Annotated in this window: 23 protein-coding genes and 2 tRNA genes; 11 read left to right on the top strand and 14 right to left on the bottom strand. The window is 69.7% G+C overall.

All coding sequences use genetic code 11. From position 1 onward, the window contains the following. Positions 1-1,629, bottom strand: a complete 1,629-nt coding sequence (locus AC5Y43_RS00125) for a DAK2 domain-containing protein (RefSeq protein WP_499969331.1) — start codon at positions 1,627-1,629, stop codon at positions 1-3. 254 nt (positions 1,630-1,883) lie between these two features. Here AC5Y43_RS00125 and rpmB point away from each other — a divergent pair, with 254 nt between their 5' ends. Continuing rightward, complete coding sequence (rpmB, locus tag AC5Y43_RS00120) at positions 1,884-2,078, top strand: 50S ribosomal protein L28 (RefSeq protein WP_499964225.1); 195 nt, start codon at positions 1,884-1,886, stop codon at positions 2,076-2,078. A gap of 4 nt (positions 2,079-2,082) precedes the next feature. Here the strand turns inward: rpmB and AC5Y43_RS00115 are convergent, their stop codons facing one another. Both AC5Y43_RS00115 and AC5Y43_RS00110 read right to left on the bottom strand, forming a co-directional pair. Beyond that, positions 2,083-2,904: a mycofactocin-coupled SDR family oxidoreductase gene (locus AC5Y43_RS00115; protein ID WP_499968065.1), complete on the bottom strand. Its 822-nt coding sequence runs from the start codon at positions 2,902-2,904 to the stop codon at positions 2,083-2,085. A gap of 2 nt (positions 2,905-2,906) precedes the next feature. Continuing rightward, positions 2,907-3,809: an SDR family NAD(P)-dependent oxidoreductase gene (locus AC5Y43_RS00110; RefSeq protein ID WP_499968063.1), complete on the bottom strand. Its 903-nt coding sequence runs from the start codon at positions 3,807-3,809 to the stop codon at positions 2,907-2,909. Between the two features lie 61 nt (positions 3,810-3,870). On the opposite strand from AC5Y43_RS00110, the gene AC5Y43_RS00105 reads away from it, so the two are divergent. The 4 genes from AC5Y43_RS00105 to AC5Y43_RS00090 are packed head-to-tail and all read left to right on the top strand — an operon-like array spanning position 3,871 to position 7,574. Continuing rightward, positions 3,871-4,314 carry a nuclear transport factor 2 family protein gene (locus AC5Y43_RS00105; protein WP_499968061.1) on the top strand — a complete coding sequence of 148 codons (444 nt, stop codon included), beginning with the start codon at positions 3,871-3,873 and terminating at the stop codon, positions 4,312-4,314. 3 nt (positions 4,315-4,317) lie between these two features. Beyond that, positions 4,318-5,505, top strand: coding sequence for a sulfotransferase family protein (locus AC5Y43_RS00100; protein WP_499968060.1), 1,188 nt, complete (start codon positions 4,318-4,320; stop codon positions 5,503-5,505). Continuing rightward, positions 5,498-6,742, top strand: coding sequence for a hypothetical protein (locus AC5Y43_RS00095; RefSeq protein ID WP_499968058.1), 1,245 nt, complete (start codon positions 5,498-5,500; stop codon positions 6,740-6,742). The genes AC5Y43_RS00100 and AC5Y43_RS00095 overlap by 8 nt, the downstream gene beginning before the upstream one ends. Position 6,743: 1 nt before the next feature. Next, entirely contained in the window at positions 6,744-7,574 is an 831-nt protein-coding gene (locus AC5Y43_RS00090; RefSeq protein ID WP_499968056.1) for an oxidoreductase, read from the top strand. Between the two features lie 4 nt (positions 7,575-7,578). Here AC5Y43_RS00090 and AC5Y43_RS00085 read toward each other — a convergent pair whose 3' ends face one another. Both AC5Y43_RS00085 and AC5Y43_RS00080 read right to left on the bottom strand, forming a co-directional pair. Beyond that, positions 7,579-8,262: a uracil-DNA glycosylase gene (locus AC5Y43_RS00085; RefSeq protein ID WP_499968054.1), complete on the bottom strand. Its 684-nt coding sequence runs from the start codon at positions 8,260-8,262 to the stop codon at positions 7,579-7,581. Between the two features lie 25 nt (positions 8,263-8,287). Continuing rightward, positions 8,288-9,256 (bottom strand): thiamine-phosphate kinase, encoded by a 969-nt coding sequence (locus tag AC5Y43_RS00080; RefSeq protein WP_499968052.1) that lies wholly within the window; start codon positions 9,254-9,256, stop codon positions 8,288-8,290. 93 nt (positions 9,257-9,349) lie between these two features. Between AC5Y43_RS00080 and AC5Y43_RS00075 the strand changes: the two genes are divergently transcribed. Beyond that, positions 9,350-9,904 carry a DUF3515 domain-containing protein gene (locus AC5Y43_RS00075; protein WP_499968050.1) on the top strand — a complete coding sequence of 185 codons (555 nt, stop codon included), beginning with the start codon at positions 9,350-9,352 and terminating at the stop codon, positions 9,902-9,904. Here AC5Y43_RS00075 and AC5Y43_RS00070 read toward each other — a convergent pair whose 3' ends face one another. Both AC5Y43_RS00070 and AC5Y43_RS00065 read right to left on the bottom strand, forming a co-directional pair. Beyond that, complete coding sequence (locus AC5Y43_RS00070) at positions 9,905-11,014, bottom strand: D-alanine--D-alanine ligase family protein (protein ID WP_499968048.1); 1,110 nt, start codon at positions 11,012-11,014, stop codon at positions 9,905-9,907. A gap of 46 nt (positions 11,015-11,060) precedes the next feature. Beyond that, positions 11,061-12,080 (bottom strand): NAD(P)H-dependent glycerol-3-phosphate dehydrogenase, encoded by a 1,020-nt coding sequence (locus AC5Y43_RS00065; RefSeq protein ID WP_499968046.1) that lies wholly within the window; start codon positions 12,078-12,080, stop codon positions 11,061-11,063. Positions 12,081-12,163: 83 nt separating this feature from the next. On the opposite strand from AC5Y43_RS00065, the gene cofC reads away from it, so the two are divergent. The 3 genes from cofC (at position 12,164) to mutT1 (ending at position 16,162) form a co-directional block, all read left to right on the top strand. Next, complete coding sequence (gene cofC, locus AC5Y43_RS00060) at positions 12,164-12,826, top strand: 2-phospho-L-lactate guanylyltransferase (RefSeq protein ID WP_499968044.1); 663 nt, start codon at positions 12,164-12,166, stop codon at positions 12,824-12,826. A gap of 155 nt (positions 12,827-12,981) precedes the next feature. Continuing rightward, positions 12,982-15,174, top strand: a complete 2,193-nt coding sequence (locus tag AC5Y43_RS00055; RefSeq protein WP_499968042.1) for an RNA degradosome polyphosphate kinase — start codon at positions 12,982-12,984, stop codon at positions 15,172-15,174. Positions 15,175-15,235: 61 nt separating this feature from the next. Further along, positions 15,236-16,162, top strand: a complete 927-nt coding sequence (gene mutT1 / locus AC5Y43_RS00050) for an 8-oxo-(d)GTP phosphatase MutT1 (RefSeq protein WP_499968040.1) — start codon at positions 15,236-15,238, stop codon at positions 16,160-16,162. 61 nt (positions 16,163-16,223) lie between these two features. On the opposite strand, the gene AC5Y43_RS00045 is transcribed toward mutT1, so the two are convergent. The 3 genes from AC5Y43_RS00045 to leuC form a co-directional block, all read right to left on the bottom strand. After that, complete coding sequence (locus AC5Y43_RS00045; protein ID WP_499968038.1) at positions 16,224-16,892, bottom strand: HU family DNA-binding protein; 669 nt, start codon at positions 16,890-16,892, stop codon at positions 16,224-16,226. Between the two features lie 213 nt (positions 16,893-17,105). Beyond that, positions 17,106-17,702 carry a 3-isopropylmalate dehydratase small subunit gene (leuD, locus tag AC5Y43_RS00040; RefSeq protein WP_499968036.1) on the bottom strand — a complete coding sequence of 199 codons (597 nt, stop codon included), beginning with the start codon at positions 17,700-17,702 and terminating at the stop codon, positions 17,106-17,108. A gap of 18 nt (positions 17,703-17,720) precedes the next feature. Next, the gene (gene leuC, locus AC5Y43_RS00035; RefSeq protein WP_499968034.1) at positions 17,721-19,136 is read right to left on the bottom strand and encodes a 3-isopropylmalate dehydratase large subunit; all 1,416 of its coding nucleotides are present in this window, start codon (positions 19,134-19,136) and stop codon (positions 17,721-17,723) included. 52 nt (positions 19,137-19,188) lie between these two features. Between leuC and AC5Y43_RS00030 the strand changes: the two genes are divergently transcribed. Continuing rightward, positions 19,189-19,890 (top strand): IclR family transcriptional regulator, encoded by a 702-nt coding sequence (locus tag AC5Y43_RS00030; RefSeq protein WP_499968032.1) that lies wholly within the window; start codon positions 19,189-19,191, stop codon positions 19,888-19,890. A gap of 51 nt (positions 19,891-19,941) precedes the next feature. Next, on the top strand, positions 19,942-20,454 hold the full coding sequence (locus AC5Y43_RS00025; RefSeq protein WP_499968030.1) for a PPOX class F420-dependent oxidoreductase: 513 nt from the start codon (positions 19,942-19,944) through the stop codon (positions 20,452-20,454). A gap of 6 nt (positions 20,455-20,460) precedes the next feature. Here the strand turns inward: AC5Y43_RS00025 and AC5Y43_RS00020 are convergent. The 4 genes from AC5Y43_RS00020 to AC5Y43_RS00005 form a co-directional block, all read right to left on the bottom strand. Continuing rightward, positions 20,461-20,533 (bottom strand) — tRNA-Glu (locus AC5Y43_RS00020). 72 nt (positions 20,534-20,605) lie between these two features. Then, positions 20,606-20,677 (bottom strand) — tRNA-Gln (locus tag AC5Y43_RS00015). 109 nt (positions 20,678-20,786) lie between these two features. Next, a complete protein-coding gene (gene gltX, locus AC5Y43_RS00010) occupies positions 20,787-22,250 on the bottom strand; it encodes a glutamate--tRNA ligase (protein WP_499968028.1) in 1,464 nt (487 codons plus the stop codon). Continuing rightward, on the bottom strand, positions 22,247-23,044 hold the full coding sequence (locus AC5Y43_RS00005) for a fumarylacetoacetate hydrolase family protein (RefSeq protein WP_499968026.1): 798 nt from the start codon (positions 23,042-23,044) through the stop codon (positions 22,247-22,249). Before AC5Y43_RS00005 ends, gltX begins: the two co-directional genes overlap by 4 nt. Positions 23,045-23,128: the final 84 nt, after the last annotated feature.

Here is a 23,128-nt window from a genome sequence, read left to right as displayed (position 1 = left end):
CTACTCGACCCCGATCAGCAGGACGTCGCCGCGGTGGCCGGTGCGGTAGCTCATCAGCTCGGTGCCCGGATGGTGGTCGTGCACGTGGTCCTTCAGGACGTTGCCCACAGCCGTGTCCTCGATGCCGGCGCCGATCAGCACGGTCACCAGGTCGCCCCCGGAGGCCAGCAGCAGATCGAGCAGGCCGATCGCCGCGCCGGCCGGGTCGGGGGCCACGATCAGCACCTCGTCGCCCGCGATGCCCAGGCCGTCACCCGGCTGGCAGCGACCGGCCCAGGTCAGCGCGCTCTCGGTCGCGATGCGCACCGACCCGTGCCGCGCGGCGCCGGCGGCGCGGGCCATGGTGTAGCCGTCGTCGACCGCTTGGCGGTCGGCCTCGTGCACGGCCAGAGCGGCCAGCCCCTGCACCATCGACCCGGTCGGGATCGGCACCACGTCGATCCCCCAGCCGATAGCCGCGGTGCACCCGGCCACCAGTTCCTCCGCGGCCACATAGCCGTTGGGCAGCACCATCACCTGGGCGGCGCCGGTGTCCACGACGGCCCGCACCAGCCGATGGGCGCTGATGTCCCCCGCCGTATCACGGTCGGGCCGCAGCACGGAGGCGCCCTCGCCGGCGAACAGCTTTGCGGCGCCGTCGCCGTCGACGACGGCCAGCACCGCGCGTTCCCGCGTCCAGCCACCCGCGGGCAACCCGGCGGCGCCGGAGCTCAGCGCCGAGATGACGATCCGGCTCAGTTGTCCGGCCGCTATTCCCGCTTGAATGGCGGCGCCGGCGTCGTCGGTGTGCACGTGCACGGAGTAGGTGCCCCCGGCGGTCGACGGCGCGATGCCCACCGAATCTCCCAGCTCCTGCAGCCGGTCGCGCAGCGCGTCGGCGGCCGCGGAATCGCAGCCGTCCAGCCGGTACATCACCTCGAACTGCGGCGCGGGGGGCGCGGCGGCCGCTGCGGGCGGCGCCGCACGCGGGGACAGCTCGTACACCGCGCGCGGTGGCGCCTGCCCGGTGATGGTGTGCCGCAGCGCGTCCAGCAGCACCAGCAGGCCACGCCCGCCGGCGTCCACCGCGCCGGCGTCGGCAAGCACGTCGAGCTGCTGGGGGGTCTTTTCCAGCGCGACCACCGCCGCGTCGCCGGCGGCGCTGACCGCCGCGGCCAGCCCGTCGTCGGCGCACTGTTCGACGGCTTCGGCGGCGGCCCGCAACACCGACACGATGGTCCCCGGGACCTCGTCGCCGCCCATCGACGCGATGACCAGTTCGACGGCGCGCCTCAGGGAGGCCCCGAACAGGGCGGCGTCCAGGTGGGAGAGCTCGCCGCCGGCGTCCGCGGCCGCGGTCCCGGTGACGTCGGCGATGCCGCGCAGGATCTGCGACAGGATCACCCCGGAATTGCCGCGGGCACCGTTCAGCGCGCCGGCCGACAGGGCCGCCGCCACCCGGGCCACACAGCCATCGGTACTGGCGCCGGCGTTGGCTTCGGCCAGCGCCGAGCGCATGGTGAACAGCATGTTGGCGCCGGTGTCGGAGTCGGCGACGGGGAAGACGTTGAGCCGGTTGATCTCGTCGATGTGGGTGATCAGGTCGCTGACGGCGGTGTGCGCCCAGTCGCGCAGGGTCACCGCGTCCAGCAGCGCGCCCTGCGACGTTCGAATGGTGCCCTCCGGCGTGCCCAAGCGACCCACCTCTCCTGAAAGCCTCCCGGCTGGCCTGGATGAACCCGCCCATTGAGCCTAACCACCCGGGGCGACAGCGCCGGGTCTATGCCGCCGGGCGGGTGTTGATCGTTTTGGTGGTTGCCCACGTCAGTCGGTATCCTGGGCTGGCCCGAGTCGCCAGGCCTGTCCTGCGTGCCGGACCCCCGAACATTTGAGGAGCTTGAACCATGGCCGCTGTGTGCGATATCTGCGGGAAAGGCCCCGGCTTCGGTAAGTCGGTGTCGCACTCCCACCGCCGCACCAGCCGCCGGTGGGACCCCAACATCCAGACCGTGCACGTCGTCGCCCGTCCCGGCGGCAACAAGCAGCGGCTGAACGTCTGCACGTCCTGCATCAAGGCCGGCAAGGTCGTCCGGGGCTGATCGCCTACATCACGGTGTGGCCGGCGTCGACGGGTATCGACACGCCGGTCACGTAGCGCGACCGCGGACCGGCCAGCCACAACACCGCCTCGGTGACGTCCTGCGCCTCGACCAACGGCACCCCGGGCAGCAGCATCTGTGAGATGGCCGGGTTCGGGTTCTCGATCATCCGGTTCACCACGAAGTCGTTGAGGATCATCGGCGTCGCCACCCCGCTGGGATGTACCGAGTTGACCCGAATCTGGTGTGGCGCATAGGCATTGGCCGCCGAGCGCATCAGCCCCACCACCCCGTGCTTGGACGCGGCGTAGGCGAACATCGCGGCGCTGCCGTCACCGCCGCGGCCGGTCAGCCCCTGCGACGAGCTGACCAGGACCACCGAGCCGCCGCGGCCCTTGCGGACGATCGAATCCACCGTGGCCAGCAGCGTGTGCCACACGCCCTTGAGGTTGGTGTCGACGATGGTGTTGAACACCGGTTGGGAGCCGGTGTCCGGGTCGCCGATGGCGACCACCCCGGCGTTGGCGATGACGATGTCGATCTCGCCGAGCTCGTCGATCCCCGTCCGCACCCCGGCCTGCAGCTGCGCCAGGTCGCGCACGTCGGCGACGACGGGCACGGCCTTGCGGCCCGCGGCGCGGACCAGCTTGACGGTCTCGGCGAGGTCGGCTTCGGTACCCAGCGCGTACGGGATCGCGTCGATGTCGGCGCAGATGTCGACGGCGATGACGTCGGCGCCCTGCCCGGCCAGCGCGAGGGCGTGGCTGCGGCCCTGCCCGCGCGCCGCGCCCGTGATGACCGCGACCTTGTCGTCGAATTCGCCCATCGCTAGACCTCCAGCCTGGTGCCGGTCTCCTGCTCGGCGAATGCCACGAGCCGCGCCGCGGCCTGATAATCGCAGGCCAGCGGCGTCCGGCCGATGAGCACCGGGCCGCCGCGCAGGCCGAAGCGGCCGCTGACCCCGACGTAGCTGCCCGGCGGTATCGGTTCGCTGATGCAGTACAGGGTCGGCGCGGCGCCCTCGTCGATGTCGTTGGCCAACCGTTGGGCCACCGCCAGAACCCCCTTGTGGGCCAGCGCCATCAGCCGGGAGTCGCCGATCTGCGACAGGTTCGAGGCCACCCAGCCCGGGTGGGTGAGCTGGGTGACGACCGCGGACCCGCCGGCCCGCAGCCGGCGATCCAGTTCCAGGCCCCACAGCATGACGGCGAGCTTCGACTGCGCGTACGCGCCCAGCCGCGTCCACTTGTGGTGGCGCAGGTGCAGGTCGTCGAGGTGCAGCGTGGCCGAGCGGTGCGCGTCGGAGCCGACGTTGATGACCTGCGAGCGCACCCGCGGCAGCAGCAGGTTGGTCAGCGCGAACGGCCCGAGCAGGTTGGTGCCCAGCGTCGCCTCGAAGCCGTCGACGGTGTCGGTGCGGCGGTCGGTGAGGGTGCCGGCGTTGTTGATCAGGATGTCGATGTCGCCGTCGATCAGGCCCGGGAACGCGCGCACCGACGCCAGGTCGGAGAGGTCGAGCCTGGCCACCGACGGGACGGGGCCACCGATCGCGGAAATTTCGGCGGCGCGTTGCTTGCCGAGTTCGGTGTTGCGCACGGCCAGGATCACGTCGGCGCCGGCTTTGGCGAGCGCGCGGGCGGTGCCCAGCCCGACGCCGTTGGTCGCGCCGGTCACGACGACTCGTTTGCCGGTCAGGTTGCCGAGTCGGTCCGGCGTCCACGGTGATGTCACGGCGACCAAGAATAGTGGGGGGTTCTATGTAAACGGTCGCCGGTCTGCCAACATGATCGGCGTGGGCGACAGCGCAACGGAAATCACCAACCTGATCTACCGCTACGCGGAGCTCCTCGACGGCGGCGACCTGGACGCGGTGGCCGGGCTGTTCCAGCATGGCCGCATCTGCGGGGTGGAGAACGGCCCGCCCGAGACGGTGTTCGAGGGCACCGCCCGGGTGCGGGAGATGTACGAGATGGCCACCCGCATCTACGACGACGGCACCCCCAAGACCAAACACAACACGTCCAACGTGCAACTGCACATCGACGAGGCCGCGGGCACGGCGCTCAGCACGTCGTACTACTGCGTCACCCAGGCCACCGACGAGTTGCCGCTGCAGGTGATCGTCACCGGCCACTACAAGGACACCTTCCACCGGCTCGACGGCGTCTGGCGCTTCGACAGCCGCACCATGTTCGTCGACCAGGTCGGCGACGTCAGCCACCATCTGAAGTTCTGACGCGTGGACCCCTTTGACCCGGCCGGCGTGCTGGCCGACGCGCAGCGCAAGGAGGCGCTTTCCGACTGGGGGCCCGGCGAATTCGAGCGTCCGCTGCGGGTTTTGCTGGACGACTACGCGCGCGCCGACCTCAACGCGATCGGCACGCACGTCTTGCGGTCGGGCCTCGTGCACAGCCTGCGCATGCGGCTGCGCGCGCAGGAGTGGATGCGCCGCCACCCCGAGGTCCTCGACGAGCGGGTAGCCGCGCCGATCGTGGTCGTCGGGATGATGCGCAGCGGGACCACGCTGTTGCAGCGGCTGCTGGCCGCCGACCCGCGGTTCGTCTGCGCCTACGGCTGGGAGGTCGTCGAGGTCGCTCCGCGGCTGGACTATCGGTTCGACGGTGTCGACCCCCGGATCGCCATCAGCGAAGCGCGGGAAGCGAAGTCGCGCGAACTGGCGCCGGAGCTGTTCGCGATCCACCCGATGTACGCGCGGGAGGCCGAAGAGGAGATCGTCTTTCTGGCCGACGCGTTCTTGTCGCACGTGCCCGAGTCGGGCGCGCACCTGCCGCGCTACCGCGCCTGGCTCGACGAGCAGGACTTCACCCCCGCCTACGCCTACCTGCACCGGATGCTGCAGTTCTTGCAGTGGCAGAAACGGCAGAGTTTTCCTGAGCGGAGCCTGCCGCACGAGCGCTGGGTGCTCAAATCCCCTGCGCACCTGGGATATCTGGACTTGCTGCGCGCGCAGTTCGGGGACCTGCACGTCGTGCACATGCACCGCGACCCGCGCACCACGATCGCCTCGGGGGCCAGCCTGAACGCGACCCTGCATGCGATGCACGCCGACACCGTCGATGCGCACCGGGTGGGCGCGCAGTGGCTGGAGCGGATGGGCTGGACCAACGATCGGGCGATGGCCACCCGCGACGGCTGGTCCGACGATCGGGTCACCGACATCGGCTTCGACGACGCCGTGGCCGACCCGATCGGCGAGGTGGCCCGCGTCTACGACGCGGTCGGGGTGCCGCTGACCGCCGCTGCCGAGCACGCCATGCGGCGCTGGCTGGCGCACCGGCCCCGAGAGGTCCCGCGCCCGCCCTACGGGCTGGAGAACTACGGCTTGCTTCCCGAGCAGGTCGACGAACGATTCACGTTGTACAACAAACGTTTTCGAGAATACATTGGAGGACCAGCGCATGCCTGACGACCCCGTCGCGACGCCATCCCAGCACGAACAGGAGCTGGCGGCGCTCGAGCTGATCGAGCACCCCGCCGTCAAGGCCGCCTACCAAAACGTGGCGGAGACCTGGCTGGGCCGCGCCAAGCCATCCGAGGCGATGCGCGCACGGTTCGACGACGCCTTCAGCGAGGTGATGTTCTCCGCGGCGGTGTGGTCGTCCAATCAGGACAAGCTGCGGCCGAAGGTCTGCTGCATCACCCGGCTCGCGCACCCCGTCGACGGTCGCCGCATCCCCGGGTCACGTTGGGGCATCGATAATCCCGACAGCGTGTACCGGGTCATCCCGATCTCCGGCGACGAACGTTACGAGATCCACGGCCGCGTCGGCGAGCACCGGATGACCGAGAACTACTTCACGCTGTGGGACGCCCACATGGGCACCGTCGACGTGCTCAACGGGCGCACCATGCAGGTCGACTCCGACGGCAGCTTCACCATCACCGTGGACGCCCAACCCGCGGGCGGGCGGCCCAACCACGTGCGGTCCACCCCCGAGGCGCACGAGTTCTACATCCGCGACGTCCTGCTGGACTGGGGGCGCGACGACCCCAATCACTTCGAGGTGCGACGGCTCGGCGGGGCGCCGGTGACGCCGGCGCGCACCCTCGACGAGCAGGCCGAGGCCACCGCAGACATGATGGCGTACTTCGCCGGCTTCTCCGGCAAGCTCGCCCACGGCGTCTACAAGATGCCGCCCAACCAGTTCAACCTGGCGTGGTCGGCCGACAAGGTCGGGGCGATGCGCAACCAGGTGTACGTGATGGGCCGCTTCGACCTGGCCCCCGACGAGGCGTTCGTCGTCGACGTCAACGACGGTGGCGCCGAATACTTCACGGTGCCGCTGAGCAACATGTGGGGCACCACGCTCGACATCGTCGACCGCACCGGCAGCCTCAACAAGGCGCAGTCGCTGCCCAACGACGACGGCGGCTACACCTACGTGATCTCGCCGACCGATCCCGGCATGGCGAACTGGATCGACTCCGACGGACTGCGCGAGGGCATCCTGACGCTGCGGATGGCGGAGTTCGGCGAGGCGGGCCCGCGCGAAAACCTCGGCGCCCGCGGGCGGGTCGTCGGCCTCGACCGGCTCGACTCCGAGCTCGCCCACCTACCCCGGGTGAGCCCGCAGCAGCGCGCCGCCCAACTCGCCGACCGCCGCGCGGCCTATCTGCGCCGGCTGCCGGAGGGGACGGCCTGACATGGGACGCTGGCTGGTCACGGGATGCTCCACCGGCTTCGGCCGCGAGATCGCGCGCGCCGCTTTGGCGGCCGGCCACAGCGTGGTGGTCACCGCGCGGCGGGCCGAGGCCGTGCGGGACTTCGCCGACGAGTTCGGCGATCGGGCGCTGGCGGTCGCGCTCGACGTGACCGACACCGGCCAGATCGCGGCGGCACTGGCCGCGGCCGACGAGGCGTTCGGCGGGATCGACGTACTGGTCAACAACGCCGGCCACGGCTACCTGTCCGCCGTCGAGGAAGGTGAGGACGCCGAGGTCCGAAAGCTGTTCGACGTCAACTACTTCGGCGCCGTCGACATGATCAAGGCGGTGCTGCCGGCGATGCGCGCCCGCCGCTCGGGCCACATCATCAACATCTCCTCGATGACCGGGCTGGTGGCCAACCCGCCCAACGCCTACTACTCGTCGACCAAGTTCGCGCTCGAGGCGGTGACCGAGGCGCTCGCCACCGAGGTGCGCCCGCTGGGGATCAAGGTGACCGCCATCCAGCCCGGCGCGTTCCGCACCGACTGGGCGACGCGGTCGATGAAGGAGTCGGCGGGCCCGATCGCCGACTACGCCGACGTCGCGGCGCGCAAGGACCTGATCAAGCAATTCGCCGATCACCTGCCCGGCGACCCGCGCAAGGTCGCCGAGGCGGTGCTGATGGTGACCGAGCTCGACGAGCCTCCCCTGCGGCTGCTGCTGGGCCGCGACGTGCTCAGGGCGATGCGGGACAAGCTCGCCGCGACGTCGGCGTCGATCGACGAGTGGGAGCGCGTGACGAAGGACGTCAACTTCCCGGGCTCCTAAGCGCTCAGGGCAGCCGCCAGTCGATCGGCTCGGCGCCCATGCCGGCCAGCAGCTCGTTGGCGCGGCTGAACGGTCGCGAGCCGAAAAACCCGCGAGACGCCGACAGCGGCGAGGGGTGCGGCGATTCGATCGCCACGCAGTCACCCTCGGCCAGAACGGGTTTGAGCGTCGACGCGTCGCGGCCCCACAGGATGGCCACCAGCGGTCGCCGCCGTGCGGCCAGCGCGCGTATCGCGCACTCCGTCACCGCCTCCCACCCCTTGCCACGGTGCGACGCCGGGTTGTTGGGCCGCACGGTGAGCACCCTGTTGAGCAGCAGCACGCCGCGTTGCGCCCACGGCGTCAAATCGCCGCACGTCGGTTCGGGATGGCCCAGGTCCTTGGCGTACTCGTCGAAGATGTTGGCCAGGCTGCGGGGCAGCGGCCGCACGTCGGGGGCCACCGAAAAGCTCAGGCCGACGGCGTGCCCGGGCGTCGGGTAGGGATCCTGGCCGACGATGAGCACCCGCACGTCGTCGAATGGATAGCTGAAGGCGCGCAACACGTTCGGCCCCGCGGGCAGGTACCTGCGGCCGGCCGCGATCTCGGCCCGCAGGAATTGCCCCATCGCGGCAACCTGGTCGGTGACCGGCTGCAGCGCGGTCGCCCAGCCCGGATCGACGAGTTCGCTCAGCGGGCGCGCGGTCACGCTTCTATTTAAGCCACCCCAATAACTAGTACGACGTCCAGCCCGCATGACCGTCCCACTCCGCGCCCTCGACCAGCACGCGCGCCGGGCCGTCGAGCACGCGGCCGATGACGCGCCACCCGGGCGGCACCGTGCCGGCGAAACACGCCACCAGGGCGTGGTCCTCGCCGCCGCCCAGCACCCACGCCCAGGGATCGCCGCCGACGGCGGCGGCGGCCTCGGCCAGCGCGTCGCGGTCGGCGCCCAGCGCCGCGGTGGACAGGTCGATGCCGACACCGGACGCCTCGGCGACGTGCCGCAGGTCGGCGACCAGCCCGTCGGAGACGTCGATCATCGCCTGCGCGTCCGCGGCCGCGGCCGCCGCTCCCCGGCCATACGGCGGCTGCGGCACCAGGTGCCGCAGCCGTAGGTCGTCGAAGCCGCTAATGCCGTTGTGCCACAACGCATATCCGGCGCCCGAGCGGCCCAACTCGCCGGCGACGGCGACGACGGCGCCCGCCTTAGCCCCGCACCGCAACACCGGCGCGCGCCCGGCGAGGTCGCCCAGCACGGTCACCGACACCACCCACTGCGGGCAGCTGACCAGATCGCCGCCGGCGATGCCGGCGCCGATCCGCGTCGCCTCGTCCCACAGGCCGTCGACCAGCGCGTCGGCCTGCGCCGCGGGCGTGTCACCGGGCGCCCCGAAACCGACGACGAAGGCCGTGGGTCGCGCGCCCATCGCCTCGATGTCGGCGGCGTTCTGGGCAATGGCCTTGCGGCCGACGTCGTGCGGTGACGACCAGTCCAGCCGAAAGTGCCGGCCCTGCACCAGCACATCGGTGGAGACCACGGTGCGGCCGTCGCTCGTCGACACCAGCGCCGCGTCGTCGCCGGGCCCGAGCAGGACCGCGTCGGGCTGCCGGCGGCCGCGCACCAATCGGTCGATGACCGCGAACTCGCCCAACGCTTGCAGCGTGGGGCGTTCACCCGTCCCGGACGTTTCGTCGACCACGCCACCTCCTCCGGCGCTCGACCTGCGGTAAGTTCGGACCGCGCCAGTCTAGGAGACAGACCGCGCCCGTCTAGGACACAGGAGGTGCGCGCGGTGACGACCGCCCCGGACGCCGGACCGCCGCGCGCCGTACTGATCACCGCGGTCGCGCTTGCCGTCGTCGCCATCGGTGTGATCCTGGCCGTCGCGGCCACCCGCCACGCGCCGCCGCCGCCCGTCGCCCTGCCCGCCGCGCCGGCCCCCCACGCGGCCGACGCCGCGTGCCGGGCGCTGACCGGCGCGCTGCCGCAGCGCCTCGGCGACTATCAACGTGCGCAGTTGGTCAACCCGGCGCCCGAGGGGGCGGCGGCCTGGCGCGCCGGGTCCGACCGGGAGCCGGTGGTGTTGCGCTGCGGGCTGGACCGGCCCGGCGAATTCGTGGTCGGGTCCCCGCTGCAGGTCGTCGACCGCGTGCAGTGGTTCCAGGTCACGGGTGACCGCCAATCCGCCGGTGACGCCGGCCGCTCCACCTGGTACGCGGTGGACCGGCCGGTGTACGTGGCACTGACGCTGCCCGCGGGAACGGGCCCGACACCCATCCAGCAACTCTCCGACGTGATCGACCACTCCATGGCGGCCGTGCCGATCGACCCGGCGCCCGCGCGGTAGCTAGCGCAGGCCCACGCCGCGGGCCAGCGCCGTCTCCACCATCGTGGCCAGCAGGGTGGGGTAATCGACGCCGCTGGCGGCCCACATCCTCGGGTACATCGAGATCGTGGTGAACCCGGGCATCGTGTTGATCTCGTTGACGATCGGGCCGTCCTCGGTGAGGAAGAAGTCGACGCGGGCCAGCCCCTGGCAGTCGATGGCCCGAAACGCCCGCACCGCCAATTGGCGTACCGTGTCGGCGATTTCGTCGTCCACCTTCGCGGGCACGTCCAATTCGGCGGCGTCGTCGAGGTATTTCGTCGCGAAGTCGTAGAAGGAGTCCTCGCGGCCGCGCACCCCGGCCACCCGGATCTCGCCCAGCGTGCTGGCTTGCACTGTGCCGTCGGGCATTTCGAGCACGCCGCACTCGAGCTCGCGCCCGCTGATCGCCGCCTCGACGATCACCTTGGGATCGTGCCGGCGGGCGTTGGCGACGGCGGCGGGCAGCTCGTCCCAGCTCGACACCCGGCTGACGCCGATCGAGGAGCCACCCCGAGCGGGCTTGACGAACACCGGCAGACCCAGTCGTCGGCACTCCTCGAGGCCCAGCGCCGCACGCGACGGCCGCAGCACCGCGTGCGGGCCGACCGGAATTCCTTCGGCGACAAGGAGCTTCTTGGTGAACTCCTTGTCCATGCCGGCGGCGCTGGCCAGCACTCCGGCCCCGACGTAGGGCACCCCGGCCAGTTCGAGCAGCCCCTGGATCGTGCCGTCCTCGCCGTAGGGGCCGTGCAGCACGGGGAACACCACGTCGACCGAGGCCAGGATGTCGCTCGCGCCGTGCTGCAGCGACACCAACTGGCCGCTGCGCTGCGGGTCGGCCGGCAGCGCCAGCGCGGTGCCCGATTCGGCGGTCACCTCCGGTAGCTGCCGGTTGGTGATCGCCAGCGCGTCCGGGTCGCCGTCGGTGAGCACCCACGACCCCCCCGGCGTGATGCCGATCGCGATCACCTCGAAGCGTTGCGGGTCGAGATTGCGCAGAATGCTGCCCGCCGACACGCAGGAGATGGCGTGCTCGTTGCTGCGCCCGCCGAAGACGACGGCGACGCGCACGCGCTCGCTGGCACTCACAACCTAAAGAGGCTACCGGGTGAAAAGGCCTTGTTGGCCGGACGGCTCATTCGGGCTTGGTGCTGCGGCCCAGCAGCAGCGCCACCGCCTCGTCCACCGACAGGCCCTTGTGGCACACCCGGTGCACGGCGTCGGTCAGCGGCATTTCGACGTCGTAGCTGGACGCGAGCGCGAGTACCGCCTCGCACGACGTCACGCCCTCGACGACGTGCCCGCCGCTGGCCTGCATCGCCGACTCCAGGGACCCGCCGCGGCCCAGACGTTCGCCGAACGAACGGTTGCGCGAGTCCGGCGAGGTGCAGGTGGCCACCAGATCGCCCACCCCGGCCAGCCCGGCCAGCGTCGCGCCCTTGGCGCCCAGGGAAATTCCCAACCGCATGATCTCCGCCAAACCCCGGGTGATGATCGCCGCCGCCGTGTTCTCGCCCAGCCCGACGCCCACCGCCATGCCGCACGCGAGCGCGATGACGTTCTTACAGGCCCCGCCGATCTCGGTGCCGACCACGTCGCTGTTGGTGTAGGGGCGGAAGTATCCGGTGTTCAGCATGCGCTGCACGGCCACGGCTCGCCCGGAATCGCTGCACGCGACGACCGTCGCGGCGGGCTGGGATTCGGCGATCTCGCTGGCCAGGTTCGGCCCGGAGATCACCGCGACCTGCGTCGGATCCACGCCGGCCACCGCCACGATGACCTGACTCATCCGCATCAGGCTGCCCAACTCGATGCCCTTGGCCAGGCTGACCAGGGTCGCGCCGCCGGCCACCAGCGGCGCCCACCGCTCGAGGTTGCCGCGCATCGTCTGCGCCGGCACCGCCAGCAACACCGTCGTCACTCCGGCCAGCGCCTCACCGGCGTCGACGGTGGCGCGCACACCCGCCGGCAGCAACGTGCCGGGCAGATAGCCGGAGTTGTACCGGGTGGCGTTGATCTCCTCGGCGACATCGGATCGCCGGGCCCACAATCGCACCTCGGTGTCGGGTCCCCCGGCCTCGGCGAGCACCTTGGCCAGCGCCGTGCCCCACGCGCCGGCGCCCATCACCGCAACGGCGTCCTCCGTGCCGGCCATCCACACCCCCGTCCGTGATATCCGCGTCGTCGCCGCGCAATCCGCGGCGGCTACACAGTAGCGCCGCTGGCAGGATGGCAGCCATGAGCGGCACGCGGGGCGACGGCGCGAGTGACGGCGCCGGCGATGTCGGGCTGATCATCGCCGTCAAGCGGCTGGCCGCCGCCAAGACCAGGCTGGCCCCGGTGTTCTCGGCACGCACCCGGGAAAAGGTGGTGCTGGCCATGCTGGTCGACACCCTGACCGCGGCCGCGGGCGTGGCCGCGCTGGGCTCGATCACCGTCGTCACCCCCGACGACGCCGCCGCGTCCGCCGCGTCCGAGCTGGGGGCGGGTGTGCTGGCCGATCCGACGCCCGAGGGCGACGGCGACCCGCTCAACAACGCGATCGCCGCCGCGGAGCGGGCGGTATCCGGTGCGTTCTCGAATATCGTTGTGCTGCAAGGTGATCTGCCGGCGTTGCAGACCCAGGAACTGGCCGAGGCGATTTCGGCCGCGCGCCAGCACCGGCGCAGCTTCGTCGCCGACCGGATGGCGACGGGAACCGCCGCGCTCTGCGCGTTCGGCGCCGCACTGGATCCGCAGTTCGGGCCGGATTCGTGCGCGCGGCACCGCCGTTCGGGCGCGATCGAGCTGACCGGCGCTTGGCCCGGGCTGCGCTGCGACGTCGACACGCCCGCCGACCTGACGGCCGCCCGCCGGCTCGGGGTCGGAGCGGCGACGGCCCGGGCCGTCGCGCAGCGCTAGCCGTTGCGGTGTGAACCCAGGGCTTCCGGTGTGAACTCATGGCTCCGGCAGTGAACCCAGGGCGGCCCTGAGGGCGGATCTCCCGCCCGGGACGCACACTCGACGCCAAGAATTCACACTCAACGCCGGGGACTCAGCGGTGGCAGCGGCGGCCGGTGATGAGCAATGATCGTTTAGTGACCGAAACCGAAGCCGAGGCCCGGCCCGACCAGACGGTGTGGAAGTCGGGTGGATCCGGCGTGACGGCACCGCCGGCGGCCACCCCCGCCGCGATCGCCGACGAGCTGCCCGAGGACCGTTACCTCAACCGGGAACTGAGCTGGCTGGACTTCAACGCCCGCGTGCTGGCCCTGGCCGCCGACAACTCGCTGCCGCTGCTGGAGCGAGCGAAATTCCTGGCCATCTTCGCCTCCAACCTCGACGAGTTCTACATGGTGCGGGTGGCCGGCCTCAAGCGCCGCGACGAGATGGGGCTCTCGGTCCGCTCCGCCGACGGCCTGACCCCGCGCGAGCAGCTGGCACGCATCGGCGAGCAGACCCAGCGGATCGCCACCAGGCACGCGCGGGTGTTCCTCGACTCGGTGCGGCCCGCGCTCGCCGAGGAAGGCATCCACATCGTCACGTGGGCCGATCTGGATCAGGCTGAGCGCGACCAACTGTCGACCTATTTCAACGAGCAGGTCTTCCCCGTCCTCACGCCGTTGGCGGTGGACCCCGCGCACCCGTTCCCGTTCGTCAGCAGCCTGAGCCTGAACCTGGCGGTCACCGTGCGCCAACCCGAGGACGGCGGCCAGCACTTCGCCCGCGTGAAGGTGCCCAACAACGTCGACCGCTTCGTCGAATTGGCCGACCGCGGCGGCGGCGAGACGGGTGAGGGTCAGGGCATCCGGTACCTGCCGATGGAAGAACTGATCGCGGCCTTCCTTCCGGTGCTCTTCCCGGGCATGGAGATCGTCGAGCATCACGCGTTCCGGATCACCCGCAACGCCGACATGGAGGTCGAGGAAGACCGCGACGAGGACCTGTTGCAGGCGCTGGAACGGGAATTGGCGCGGCGGCGCTTCGGGCCGCCGGTGCGCCTTGAGATCGCCGACGACATGACCGAAGGCATGCTGGAGTTGCTGCTGCGCGAACTCGACGTGGATCCCGGCGACGTCATCGAGGTGCCCGGACTGCTCGACCTCGCGTCGCTGTGGCAGATCTACGGGCTGGACCGGCCGGCGCTCAAAGACCCGGCGTTCGTTCCCGACACCCACCCCGCCTTCGCCGACCGCGAAACACCCAAGAGCATCTTCGCGACCCTGCGCGAAGGCGATGTGCTGGTGCACCATCCGTACGACTCGTTCTCCACCAGCGTGCAGCGATTCATCCAGCAGGCCGCCGCCGACCCCAACGTGCTGGCGATCAAGCAGACGCTGTACCGCACCTCCGGTGATTCGCCGATCGTCCGCGCGCTCATCGAAGCCGCCGAGGCGGGCAAGCAGGCGGTCGCACTCGTCGAGATCAAGGCGCGCTTCGACGAGCAGGCCAACATCCAGTGGGCGCGCGCGCTCGAGCAAGCGGGCGTGCACGTGGTGTACGGGCTCGTCGGGCTGAAGACACACTGCAAGACCTGCTTGGTGGTGCGCCGCGAAGGCTCGACGATCCGGCGCTACTGCCACATCGGGACCGGCAACTACAACAGCAAGACGGCGCGGCTGTACGAGGACGTCGGGCTGCTCACCGCCGCCCCCGACATCGGCGCCGACCTCACCGACTTGTTCAATTCGCTTACCGGGTACTCCCGCAAGGTCTCCTACCGCAACCTGTTGGTCGCCCCGCAGGGCATCCGCGCGGGGATCATCGAACGCGTCGAGCGCGAGGTCGCCGCGCACCGCGAACGCGGTGACGGGCGGATCCGGCTCAAGATGAACGCCCTGGTCGACGAGCAGGTCATCGATGCGCTCTACCACGCGTCGCAGGCCGGGGTGCGCGTCGAGGTCGTGGTGCGCGGCATCTGCGCGCTGCGCCCCGGCACCGAAGGCTTCTCCGAAAACATCTCGGTCCGCTCGATTCTGGGCCGTTTCCTGGAGCACTCGCGCATCATGCACTTCCACGCCATCAACGAATTCTGGATCGGCAGCGCCGACATGATGCACCGCAATCTCGACCGCCGCATCGAGGTACTGGTTCAGGTCAAGGACCCCAAGCTGACCGCGCAGCTCGACGAGTTGTTCGAATCCGCGCTCGACCCGTCGACCCGGTGCTGGGAGCTGGGTTCCGACGGGCAGTGGACCGCGTCGCCCCAGGAGGGCCACACCGTGCGCGACCATCAGGTGTCCCTGATGGAGCGCCACCGCAGCCCGTAACCACCGTGTGGTAGCTTTCCAGCTCGCGCGCCCCTTGCCGAATTGACCTGCAGGAGTTTAGGTGTCGAACGAGAGCTCCTCGGGGAGCCGGGTCGTGTACGCCGCGGGTGCGGTGCTGTGGCGAACGGCCGGCCCCGACGCGGCGGCACTCGAGGTCGCGGTGATCCACCGGCCGCGCTACGACGACTGGTCGCTGCCGAAGGGCAAAGTGGATCCCGGCGAAACAGCGCCGGCAGCGGCCGTGCGGGAAATCTTCGAGGAGACCGGTCACCACGCCGTTTTGGGCAGGCGGCTGAACAACGTGAGTTACCCGATCGACCAGGGCATCAAGAAAGTCCAGTACTGGGCGGCGCGCTGCGCCGACGGCGAATTCACGCCCAACGACGAGGTCGACCACCTCGTCTGGCTACCGGTCGCCGACGCGATGAAGCGACTCGACTACACACAGGATCGAAAGACGTTGCGCCGCTTCGGAAAGCGGCCAGCGAACACACACACCGTACTGGTGGTGCGGCACGCCACCGCGGGCCGCAAGTCGCGGTTCTCCGGCGACGACACCAAACGACCGCTGGACAAGCGGGGCCGCGCCCAGGCGCAGGCGCTCGTTCCGCAGCTGCTGGCATTCGGCGCCTCCGACGTGTATGCGGCGGACCGGCTGCGCTGCCACCAGACCGTCGAACCGCTCGCCGACGCACTCGGTGTCGCCGTGCACAACGAGCCCACCCTGACCGAGGAGTCCTACGCGAAGAACCCCAAACGCGCGCGCCGCCGCATGCTGGCCATCGCCGAGGAGGACGGCACCCCGGTGATTTGCACACAGGGCAAGGTGATTCCGGACCTCATCACCTGGTGGTCCGAACGCGACGGGGTGCGTCCCGACAAGTCCCGCAACCACAAAGGCAGCACGTGGGTGCTGTCGTTGTCAGCGGGCCGACTCGTGGCGGCCGACCACATCGGCGGCGCACTGGCCGCCAACGTGCGGGCCTAACGGCGAATGCCCCCGGGGTGGCATCGCTGCCACCCCGAAGGGCATTCGCGCGTGGAACCTCTTACCGGCGGCCGCGCCGCGAGGCCGCCTTCTTGGCAGGAGCCTTGCGGGCCGGGCTCTTTGATGCCGCCTTCTTGGCCGGCGCCCGCTTGGTCGCGGCCTTCTTTGCCGGCGACTTCTTGGCCGCAGCCTTCTTGGCCACTGACTTCGTAGCCCTCTTGGTCGCGGCCTTCTTGGCCGGCGACTTCTTGGCCGCAGCCTTCTTGGCCGGCGCCCTCTTGGTGGCGGTCTTCTTGGCCGCGGCTTTCTTAGCCGGAGCCTTCTTCGCCGCCTTCTTGGCCGCGGTCTTCTTGGCCGCCGCCTTCTTGGCCGGTGCCTTCTTCGCCGCCTTCTTGGCCGCACCGCCCGATACAACACCACGTTTCACTGCTGGTCCTTCCGACGGGAGGCGCTGTGCGCCAGAGACAACCGCTTTAAATTGGGCACCGGGCCGGAACGCGGGGACCGATGTCGGCCTCACCTTCACCGTTTCGCCAGTGCGCGGATTGCGGGCAACCCGCGCCGCGCGCTTGCGCTGTTCGAACACGCCGAACCCGGTAATGGTGACACTGTCGCCCTTGTGCACCGCGCGCACAATGGTGTCGACGACATTCTCGACGGCAGCAGTCGCCTGCCGACGGTCCGAGCCCAATTTCTGTGTGAGCACGTCAATGAGCTCTGCTTTGTTCATCCAAACCCTCCGAAGCTAGTGGTCCTCGTTTTGGGAACCGACTAGTGGACACGGTAAACCCTCACCCGACAAATTTCCAAGAGCCACGCGCAATTTCAGGACCGGTCGAACGAGGTTTTTCGCAATCCGGTTGCCGCCCTTGACCGGTGGCGGAAGTGGAAATCGGCCGGGTTTACTTAGCTCAGCGAGAAGAAAATCCGCTCCTCGGGCCCATCAGGAGGTGGGCAGCGTGCGCGGCTTCCACTGGGGACGCGCGCCTTCGAATGCCTCAATCTCGTCGAGTTTCCGCAGCGTAAGGGCTATGTCGTCGAGACCTTCGAGAAGCCGGTAGGCCGTGTGGTCGTCAATCTTGAACGGCAGCACCGTCGTTCCCGCGGTGATATTTCGATCTTGAAGATTGGCAGTGATTTCCAAGCCCGGGTTCTGCTCGATCAGCTTCCAAAGTAGTTCGACGCCGTCTTGCGAAACTTCGGCCGCCAACAGCCCCGCCTTCCCGGCGTTGCCCCGGAAAATGTCACCGAATCGAGATGAGATGACCACCCGGAAGCCGTAGTCCATGAGCGCCCACACCGCGTGCTCGCGCGACGAGCCGGTGCCGAAATCGGGCCCCGCCACCAGAACCGAGCCGCGGTCAAAGGGACTGAGATTGAGCACGAATGAGGGATCCGAGCGCCACGTGGCGAACAGGCCGTCCTCGAAACCGGTTCGGGTGACTCGCTTCAAAAACACCGCGGGAATGATCTGGTCGGTGTCGACATTTGATCGGCGCAACGGCACCCCGATGCCGGTGTGGATGCGAAAGGCTTGCATTTTCGTCCTCGTTTCAACTCAGTTGGAGTTCAAGTCGGCCGGCGCGGACAGCGTGCCCCGCACCGCCGTTGCCGCGGCGACGGCCGGCGACACCAGATGGGTGCGCCCGCCTTTGCCCTGCCGCCCTTCGAAGTTCCGGTTGGACGTCGCCGCGCACCGCTCCCCCGGCGCGAGCTGATCGGGGTTCATGCCCAGGCACATCGAGCATCCGGCCTGGCGCCATTCGGCGCCAGCGGCGGTGAAAACCTCGCCCAGCCCTTCGGCTTCGGCCTGCGCGCGCACCCGCATGGAGCCCGGCACGACGAGCATGCGGACCCCGTCGGCGACCTTGCGGCCACGCAACACGTCGGCCACGACGCGCAGGTCTTCGATGCGCCCGTTGGTGCAGGAGCCGACGAACACCGCGTCGACGCGGACGTCGCGCATCGGCGTTCCCGGCCGAAGGTCCATGTACGCCAATGCTTTCTCGGCGGCCTGGCGCTCGCCGTCGTCGGGGATCAGTTCGGGGTCCGGGACGGCGGCGCCCAGCGGAACGCCCTGGCCGGGATTGGTCCCCCAGGTGACGAACGGGCTCAGCGAGGCCGCATCGAGATAGACCTCGGTGTCGAAGACCGCGCCGGGATCGGTGCGCAACTGCTGCCAGTAGGACACCGCCGCGTCCCATTGCCCGCCCGTCGGCGCGTGCGGGCGGGCACGCAGAAACTCATACGTCGTCTCGTCGGGCGCCACCATGCCCGCGCGCGCGCCGGCCTCGATGCTCATGTTGCAGACCGTCATCCGGCCTTCCATCGACAGCGATTCGATGGCGCTGCCGCGGTATTCGATGACATGCCCCTGCCCGCCGCCGGTGCCGATCTTGGCGATCAGCGCGAGGATGATGTCCTTGGCCGTCACGCCGGCGGGCAGTGGCCCGTCGACATTGACCGCCATCGTCTTGAACGGTCGCAGCGGCAAGGTCTGGGTGGCCAGCACGTGCTCGACCTCCGAGGTGCCGATCCCCATCGCCAGCGCGCCGAACGCACCGTGCGTGGACGTGTGACTGTCACCACAGACGATCGTCATTCCCGGTTGGGTGAGCCCCAATTGGGGGCCGACGACGTGCACGATGCCCTGCTCGATGTTGCCCATCGGATAAAGCCGGACGCCGAATTCCTCGCAGTTGCGCCGCAGTGTTTCGACCTGCGTGCGCGACACCGGGTCGGCGATCGGCTTGTCGATGTCGATGGTGGGCACGTTGTGATCCTCGGTGGCCAGCGTCAGGTCGGGCCGCCGCACCGGCCGGCCGGCCAGGCGCAGGCCGTCGAAGGCCTGCGGGCTGGTGACCTCGTGCACCAGGTGCAGGTCGATGTAGATCAGGTCCGGCGCGTCGGAACCCCCGGATGCCACAACGTGATCGTCCCAGACCTTTTCGGCCAGCGTGCGCGGGTTGGACATGTGCTTCTCTCGTTCGGCTTGATCTCACATTATGAGACGTTAGTATCTTGATATGAGACAGCATAGCGGCATCGGCGTCCTCGACAAAGCGGTGGTGGTGTTGCGCACGATCGCGGAATCCCCGTGCGGCCTGGCCGAACTGTGCGATCGAACCGAGTTGCCCAGGGCCACCGCGTACCGGCTGGCGGCCGCCCTCGAAGTTCATCGGCTGGCGGCCCGCGACGACGAAGGGCGCTGGCGGCTGGGCCCGGCGATCACCGAACTGTCCGCGCGTGTCAACGATCCGCTGCTGGCGGCGAGCGCGGCTGTGCTGCCGGCGCTGCGTGAGACCACCGGCGAGAGCGTGCAGTTGTATCGCCGCGAGGGCACGTCGCGGGTCTGCGTGGCCGCCGTGGAACCGGCTGCGGGTCTTCGCGATACGGTCCCGGTCGGGGCGCGGCTGCCGATGACGGCGGGCTCGGGCGCCAAGGTGCTTCTCGCCTACGCCGACGCCGCGGTCCAGAAAGCCGTGCTGCCGTCGGCGAAGTTCACCGACCGCGCGCTGGCCGACGTTCGCCGCCGCGGCTGGGCGCAGAGCGTGGCCGAGCGCGAGGCCGGAGTGGCCAGCGTGTCGGCGCCGGTGCGTGACGGCCGGGGGGCCGTCGTGGCGGCAATCTCGGTGTCCGGGCCCGTCGACCGAATCGGCCGGCGCCCGGGGGTGCGCTGGGCCGCCGATCTGCTTTCGGCCGCCGATGCGTTGTCCCGCCGGCTCTAACTTCTGCGTCTGCTCGCGGGACGCTGCACCAGACCTGACACACTGACCGCCATGGGAACCAATCAACGCGCCGACATCGTCATGTCGGAAGCCGAAATCGCCGACTTCGTCACCGCCAGCCGCACCGGCACGCTGGCCACCGTCGGGGCCGACGGGCAACCGCACCTGACGGCGATGTGGTACGCGGTGGTCGATGACGAGATCTGGCTGGAGACCAAGGCGAAGTCGCAGAAGGCCGTCAACCTCAACCGGGATCCGCGGGTGACGTTCTTGATCGAGGGCGGCCACACCTACGACACGTTGCGCGGGGTGTCCTTCGAGGGCGTCGCCGAAATCGTCGACGATCCCGACGTCGCGCATCGCGTCGGGGTCAGCGTGTGGGAGCGCTACACCGGGCCCTACAGCGACGACATGAAGCCGTTCGTCGAGCAGATGATGAACAAGCGGGTCTGCGTGCGCATCGTGGCGCGGCGCACGCGTTCGTGGGATCACCGCAAGCTGGGGATGCCGCCCATGCCGGTCGGCGGGTCGACCGCACCGGCCGTGCTGGGGACCGGCCAGTAAATTGTGTAGCCCCGATGGGATTCGAACCCACGCTACCGCCGTGAGAGGGCGGCGTCCTAGGCCGCTAGACGACGGGGCCAGAACCGATCCGAGCTGCCAGCATAGCTCACCGGCGATGACGCTCCTAATCGCAAGCGGTGCTGCGACTTTGCTGGGGTACCAGGACTCGAACCTAGAATGGCTGAACCAGAATCAGCTGTGTTGCCAATTACACCATACCCCATTGGCTGCCTAAAACCGCTGGTCAGCGCGTTCCGCGAACGACGCCGCCGGCCGTTGTGGGCCGTTGTGAAAACCGCAGTGCAGACTACCAAAGATTCGGGCGGCGTCGGTCAGGTGCCGTCGCGCGCGGCCCGCAACCGCCCCAGGCTGCGCTCGCGGCCCAGCAGCTCCAGCGATTCGAACAGCGGCGGGCTGACGGTCGTTCCCGTCGCGGCGACGCGGATCGGGCCGAACGCCTTGCGTGGTTTGAGCCCCAGGCCGTCGATGAGCGCGGACTTGAGCGCGGCCTCGATCGGCTCGGCGGTCCAGTCCGTGACCGACTCCAGCGCGGCCAGCGCCGCGTCGACGACCGCGATACCGTCGGGTCCGAGCTCCTTGGCCGCGGCCTTGGGATCGATCGCGTAGGCGCCGTCGTCGAGGAACTTCAGCAGCTCCCACGCGTCGCCGAGAACCACGATGCGGGTCTGCACGAGCTCCGCGGCGACGGCGAACGCGGCATCGTCCAGTCCGGGCTGATGCCCGTGCGCGCCGAAATAGTCACGCAGCCGCGCGGTGAAGTCGTCGGCGTCCAGCATCCGGATGTGCTCGGCGTTGAGCGCGTCGGCCTTCTTCTGGTCGAAGCGCGCGGGGTTGGAATTGACGTCGGCGACGTCGAACGCGGCCACCATTTCGTCAAGGCTGAACAGGTCGCGATCGTCGGCGATCGCCCAGCCCAGCAACGCAAGGTAATTCAGCAATCCCTCGGGGATGAAGCCCCGGTCGCGGTGGGCGAACAGGTTCGACTGCGGATCGCGCTTGGAGAGCTTCTTGGTTCCCTCCCCCAACACCGTTGGGAGGTGGGCGAATTGCGGCGTGCGCTCGGCGACCCCGATCCGGATCAGCGACTGATACAGCGCGAGCTGGCGCGGGGTCGACGGCAGCAGGTCCTCGCCGCGCAGCACGTGGGTGATTCTCATCAGCGCGTCGTCGACCGGGTTCACCAAGGTGTACAACGGATCTCCGCTCGCGCGGGTCAGCGCGAAATCGGGCACGCTGCCCGCCGCGAAGGTGGTGGTCCCGCGCACCAGGTCGTCCCAGCCGAGGTCCTCGTCGGGCATGCGCAGCCGCACGACGGGGTTGCGGCCCTCGGCCAGGAACGCCGCGCGCTGGGAATCGGTCAGCTGCCGGTCGAAGTTGTCGTAGCCCAGCTTGGGATTGCGGCCGGCGGCGACGTGGCGCGCCTCGACCTCCTCCGGCGTCGAGAACGCGTAGTAGGCCTCCCCGGCCTCGAGCAGCTTGGCGACCACGTCGGCGTAGATCTCGCCGCGCTTCGACTGGCGGTACGGGCCGCAGGGCCCGCCGACCTCGGGTCCCTCGTCCCAGTCGAGGCCGAGCCAGCGCAGCGCGTCGAGCAGTGCCAGATAGCTTTCCTCGGTGTCGCGCTGGGCGTCGGTGTCCTCGATGCGAAAGACGAAGGTGCCGCCGGTGTGTCGGGCGTAGGCCCAATTGAACAGGGCGGTGCGAACCATCCCGACGTGCGGGGTGCCGGTGGGCGACGGACAGAACCGGACCCGGACAGGGGTTGTTGCGGTCACGAATTTCCTTTGCGGACAACGGGGTTGGTGAGGCTGCCGATTCCCTCGACGGTGATGGAGACGGTGTCCCCGTCCTCGATGGGGCCGACGCCCGCCGGTGTGCCGGTGAGGATGAGATCGCCGGGCAGCAGGGTCATCACGGCCGAGATCCACTCCACGATGGCGCCGACGTCGTGGATCATCAGCGAGGTGCGGCTGTGCTGCTTCACCTCGCCGTTGACCTCGGTGCGCAGTTCGAGATCGGCCGGGTCGACATCGGTGACGATCCACGGCCCCACCGGGCAGAAGCTGTCGTGGCCTTTGGCGCGGGTCCATTGACCGTCGGCCTGTTGCTGGTCGCGCGCCGAGACGTCGTTGCCGATCGTGTAGCCGAGGATGTTCTCGGCGACGCAGGCGGCGGGGACGTCCTTGCAGGCGCGGCCGATGACGACCGCCAGCTCGCCTTCGAAGTGCACCGGTGATGCGTTGGCCGGCAACCGGATCGGTACGTTCGGCCCGATGATCGCGGTGTTGGGTTTGAGGAATATCACCGGATCAGCCGGTGCGGGCCCGGTCGTCGCGCCCATTTCCGCGATGTGGTCGGCGTAGTTCTTGCCGACGCAGACCACCTTGCCGGCCAGCATCGGCGCCAGCAACCGGACATCGGCGAGCGGCCAGGAGCGACCGGTGAACGTCGGGGTGCCGAACGGGTGCTCGGCGATCTCCCTGGCGATCAGCGCGGCGGGTTCGTCGAGTTCGCCCTCGATGCTGACGAAGGCGACACCGTCCGGGCTGGCGATTCGACCGAGGCGCATTCGTTTGAGCCTAGTGACGGTCGCGAGCGCGGCGAAGCCGGGCGCTGCGGGCCGTCACCATCCGACCTAGTGACGGTCGCGAGG

Source organism: Mycobacterium sp. NGS57 (assembly GCF_059812405.1).
The sequence above is the reverse complement of the archived record's forward strand: the minus strand, read 5'-3'. Positions and strand labels throughout refer to the sequence as shown.

Coding starts and splice junctions, on each gene's coding strand:
- cofC (WP_499968044.1), top strand. CDS start 12,164: ATGAGCGGCACGCGGGGCGACGGCGCGAGTGACGGCGCCGGCGATGTC.
- AC5Y43_RS00115 (WP_499968065.1), bottom strand. CDS start 2,904: ATGGGCGAATTCGACGACAAGGTCGCGGTCATCACGGGCGCGGCGCGC.
- rpmB (WP_499964225.1), top strand. CDS start 1,884: ATGGCCGCTGTGTGCGATATCTGCGGGAAAGGCCCCGGCTTCGGTAAG.
- leuD (WP_499968036.1), bottom strand. CDS start 17,702: ATGCAAGCCTTTCGCATCCACACCGGCATCGGGGTGCCGTTGCGCCGA.
- AC5Y43_RS00030 (WP_499968032.1), top strand. CDS start 19,189: ATGAGACAGCATAGCGGCATCGGCGTCCTCGACAAAGCGGTGGTGGTG.
- AC5Y43_RS00025 (WP_499968030.1), top strand. CDS start 19,942: ATGGGAACCAATCAACGCGCCGACATCGTCATGTCGGAAGCCGAAATC.
- leuC (WP_499968034.1), bottom strand. CDS start 19,136: ATGTCCAACCCGCGCACGCTGGCCGAAAAGGTCTGGGACGATCACGTT.
- AC5Y43_RS00005 (WP_499968026.1), bottom strand. CDS start 23,044: ATGCGCCTCGGTCGAATCGCCAGCCCGGACGGTGTCGCCTTCGTCAGC.
- AC5Y43_RS00090 (WP_499968056.1), top strand. CDS start 6,744: ATGGGACGCTGGCTGGTCACGGGATGCTCCACCGGCTTCGGCCGCGAG.
- AC5Y43_RS00045 (WP_499968038.1), bottom strand. CDS start 16,892: ATGAACAAAGCAGAGCTCATTGACGTGCTCACACAGAAATTGGGCTCG.
- AC5Y43_RS00065 (WP_499968046.1), bottom strand. CDS start 12,080: ATGGCCGGCACGGAGGACGCCGTTGCGGTGATGGGCGCCGGCGCGTGG.
- AC5Y43_RS00095 (WP_499968058.1), top strand. CDS start 5,498: ATGCCTGACGACCCCGTCGCGACGCCATCCCAGCACGAACAGGAGCTG.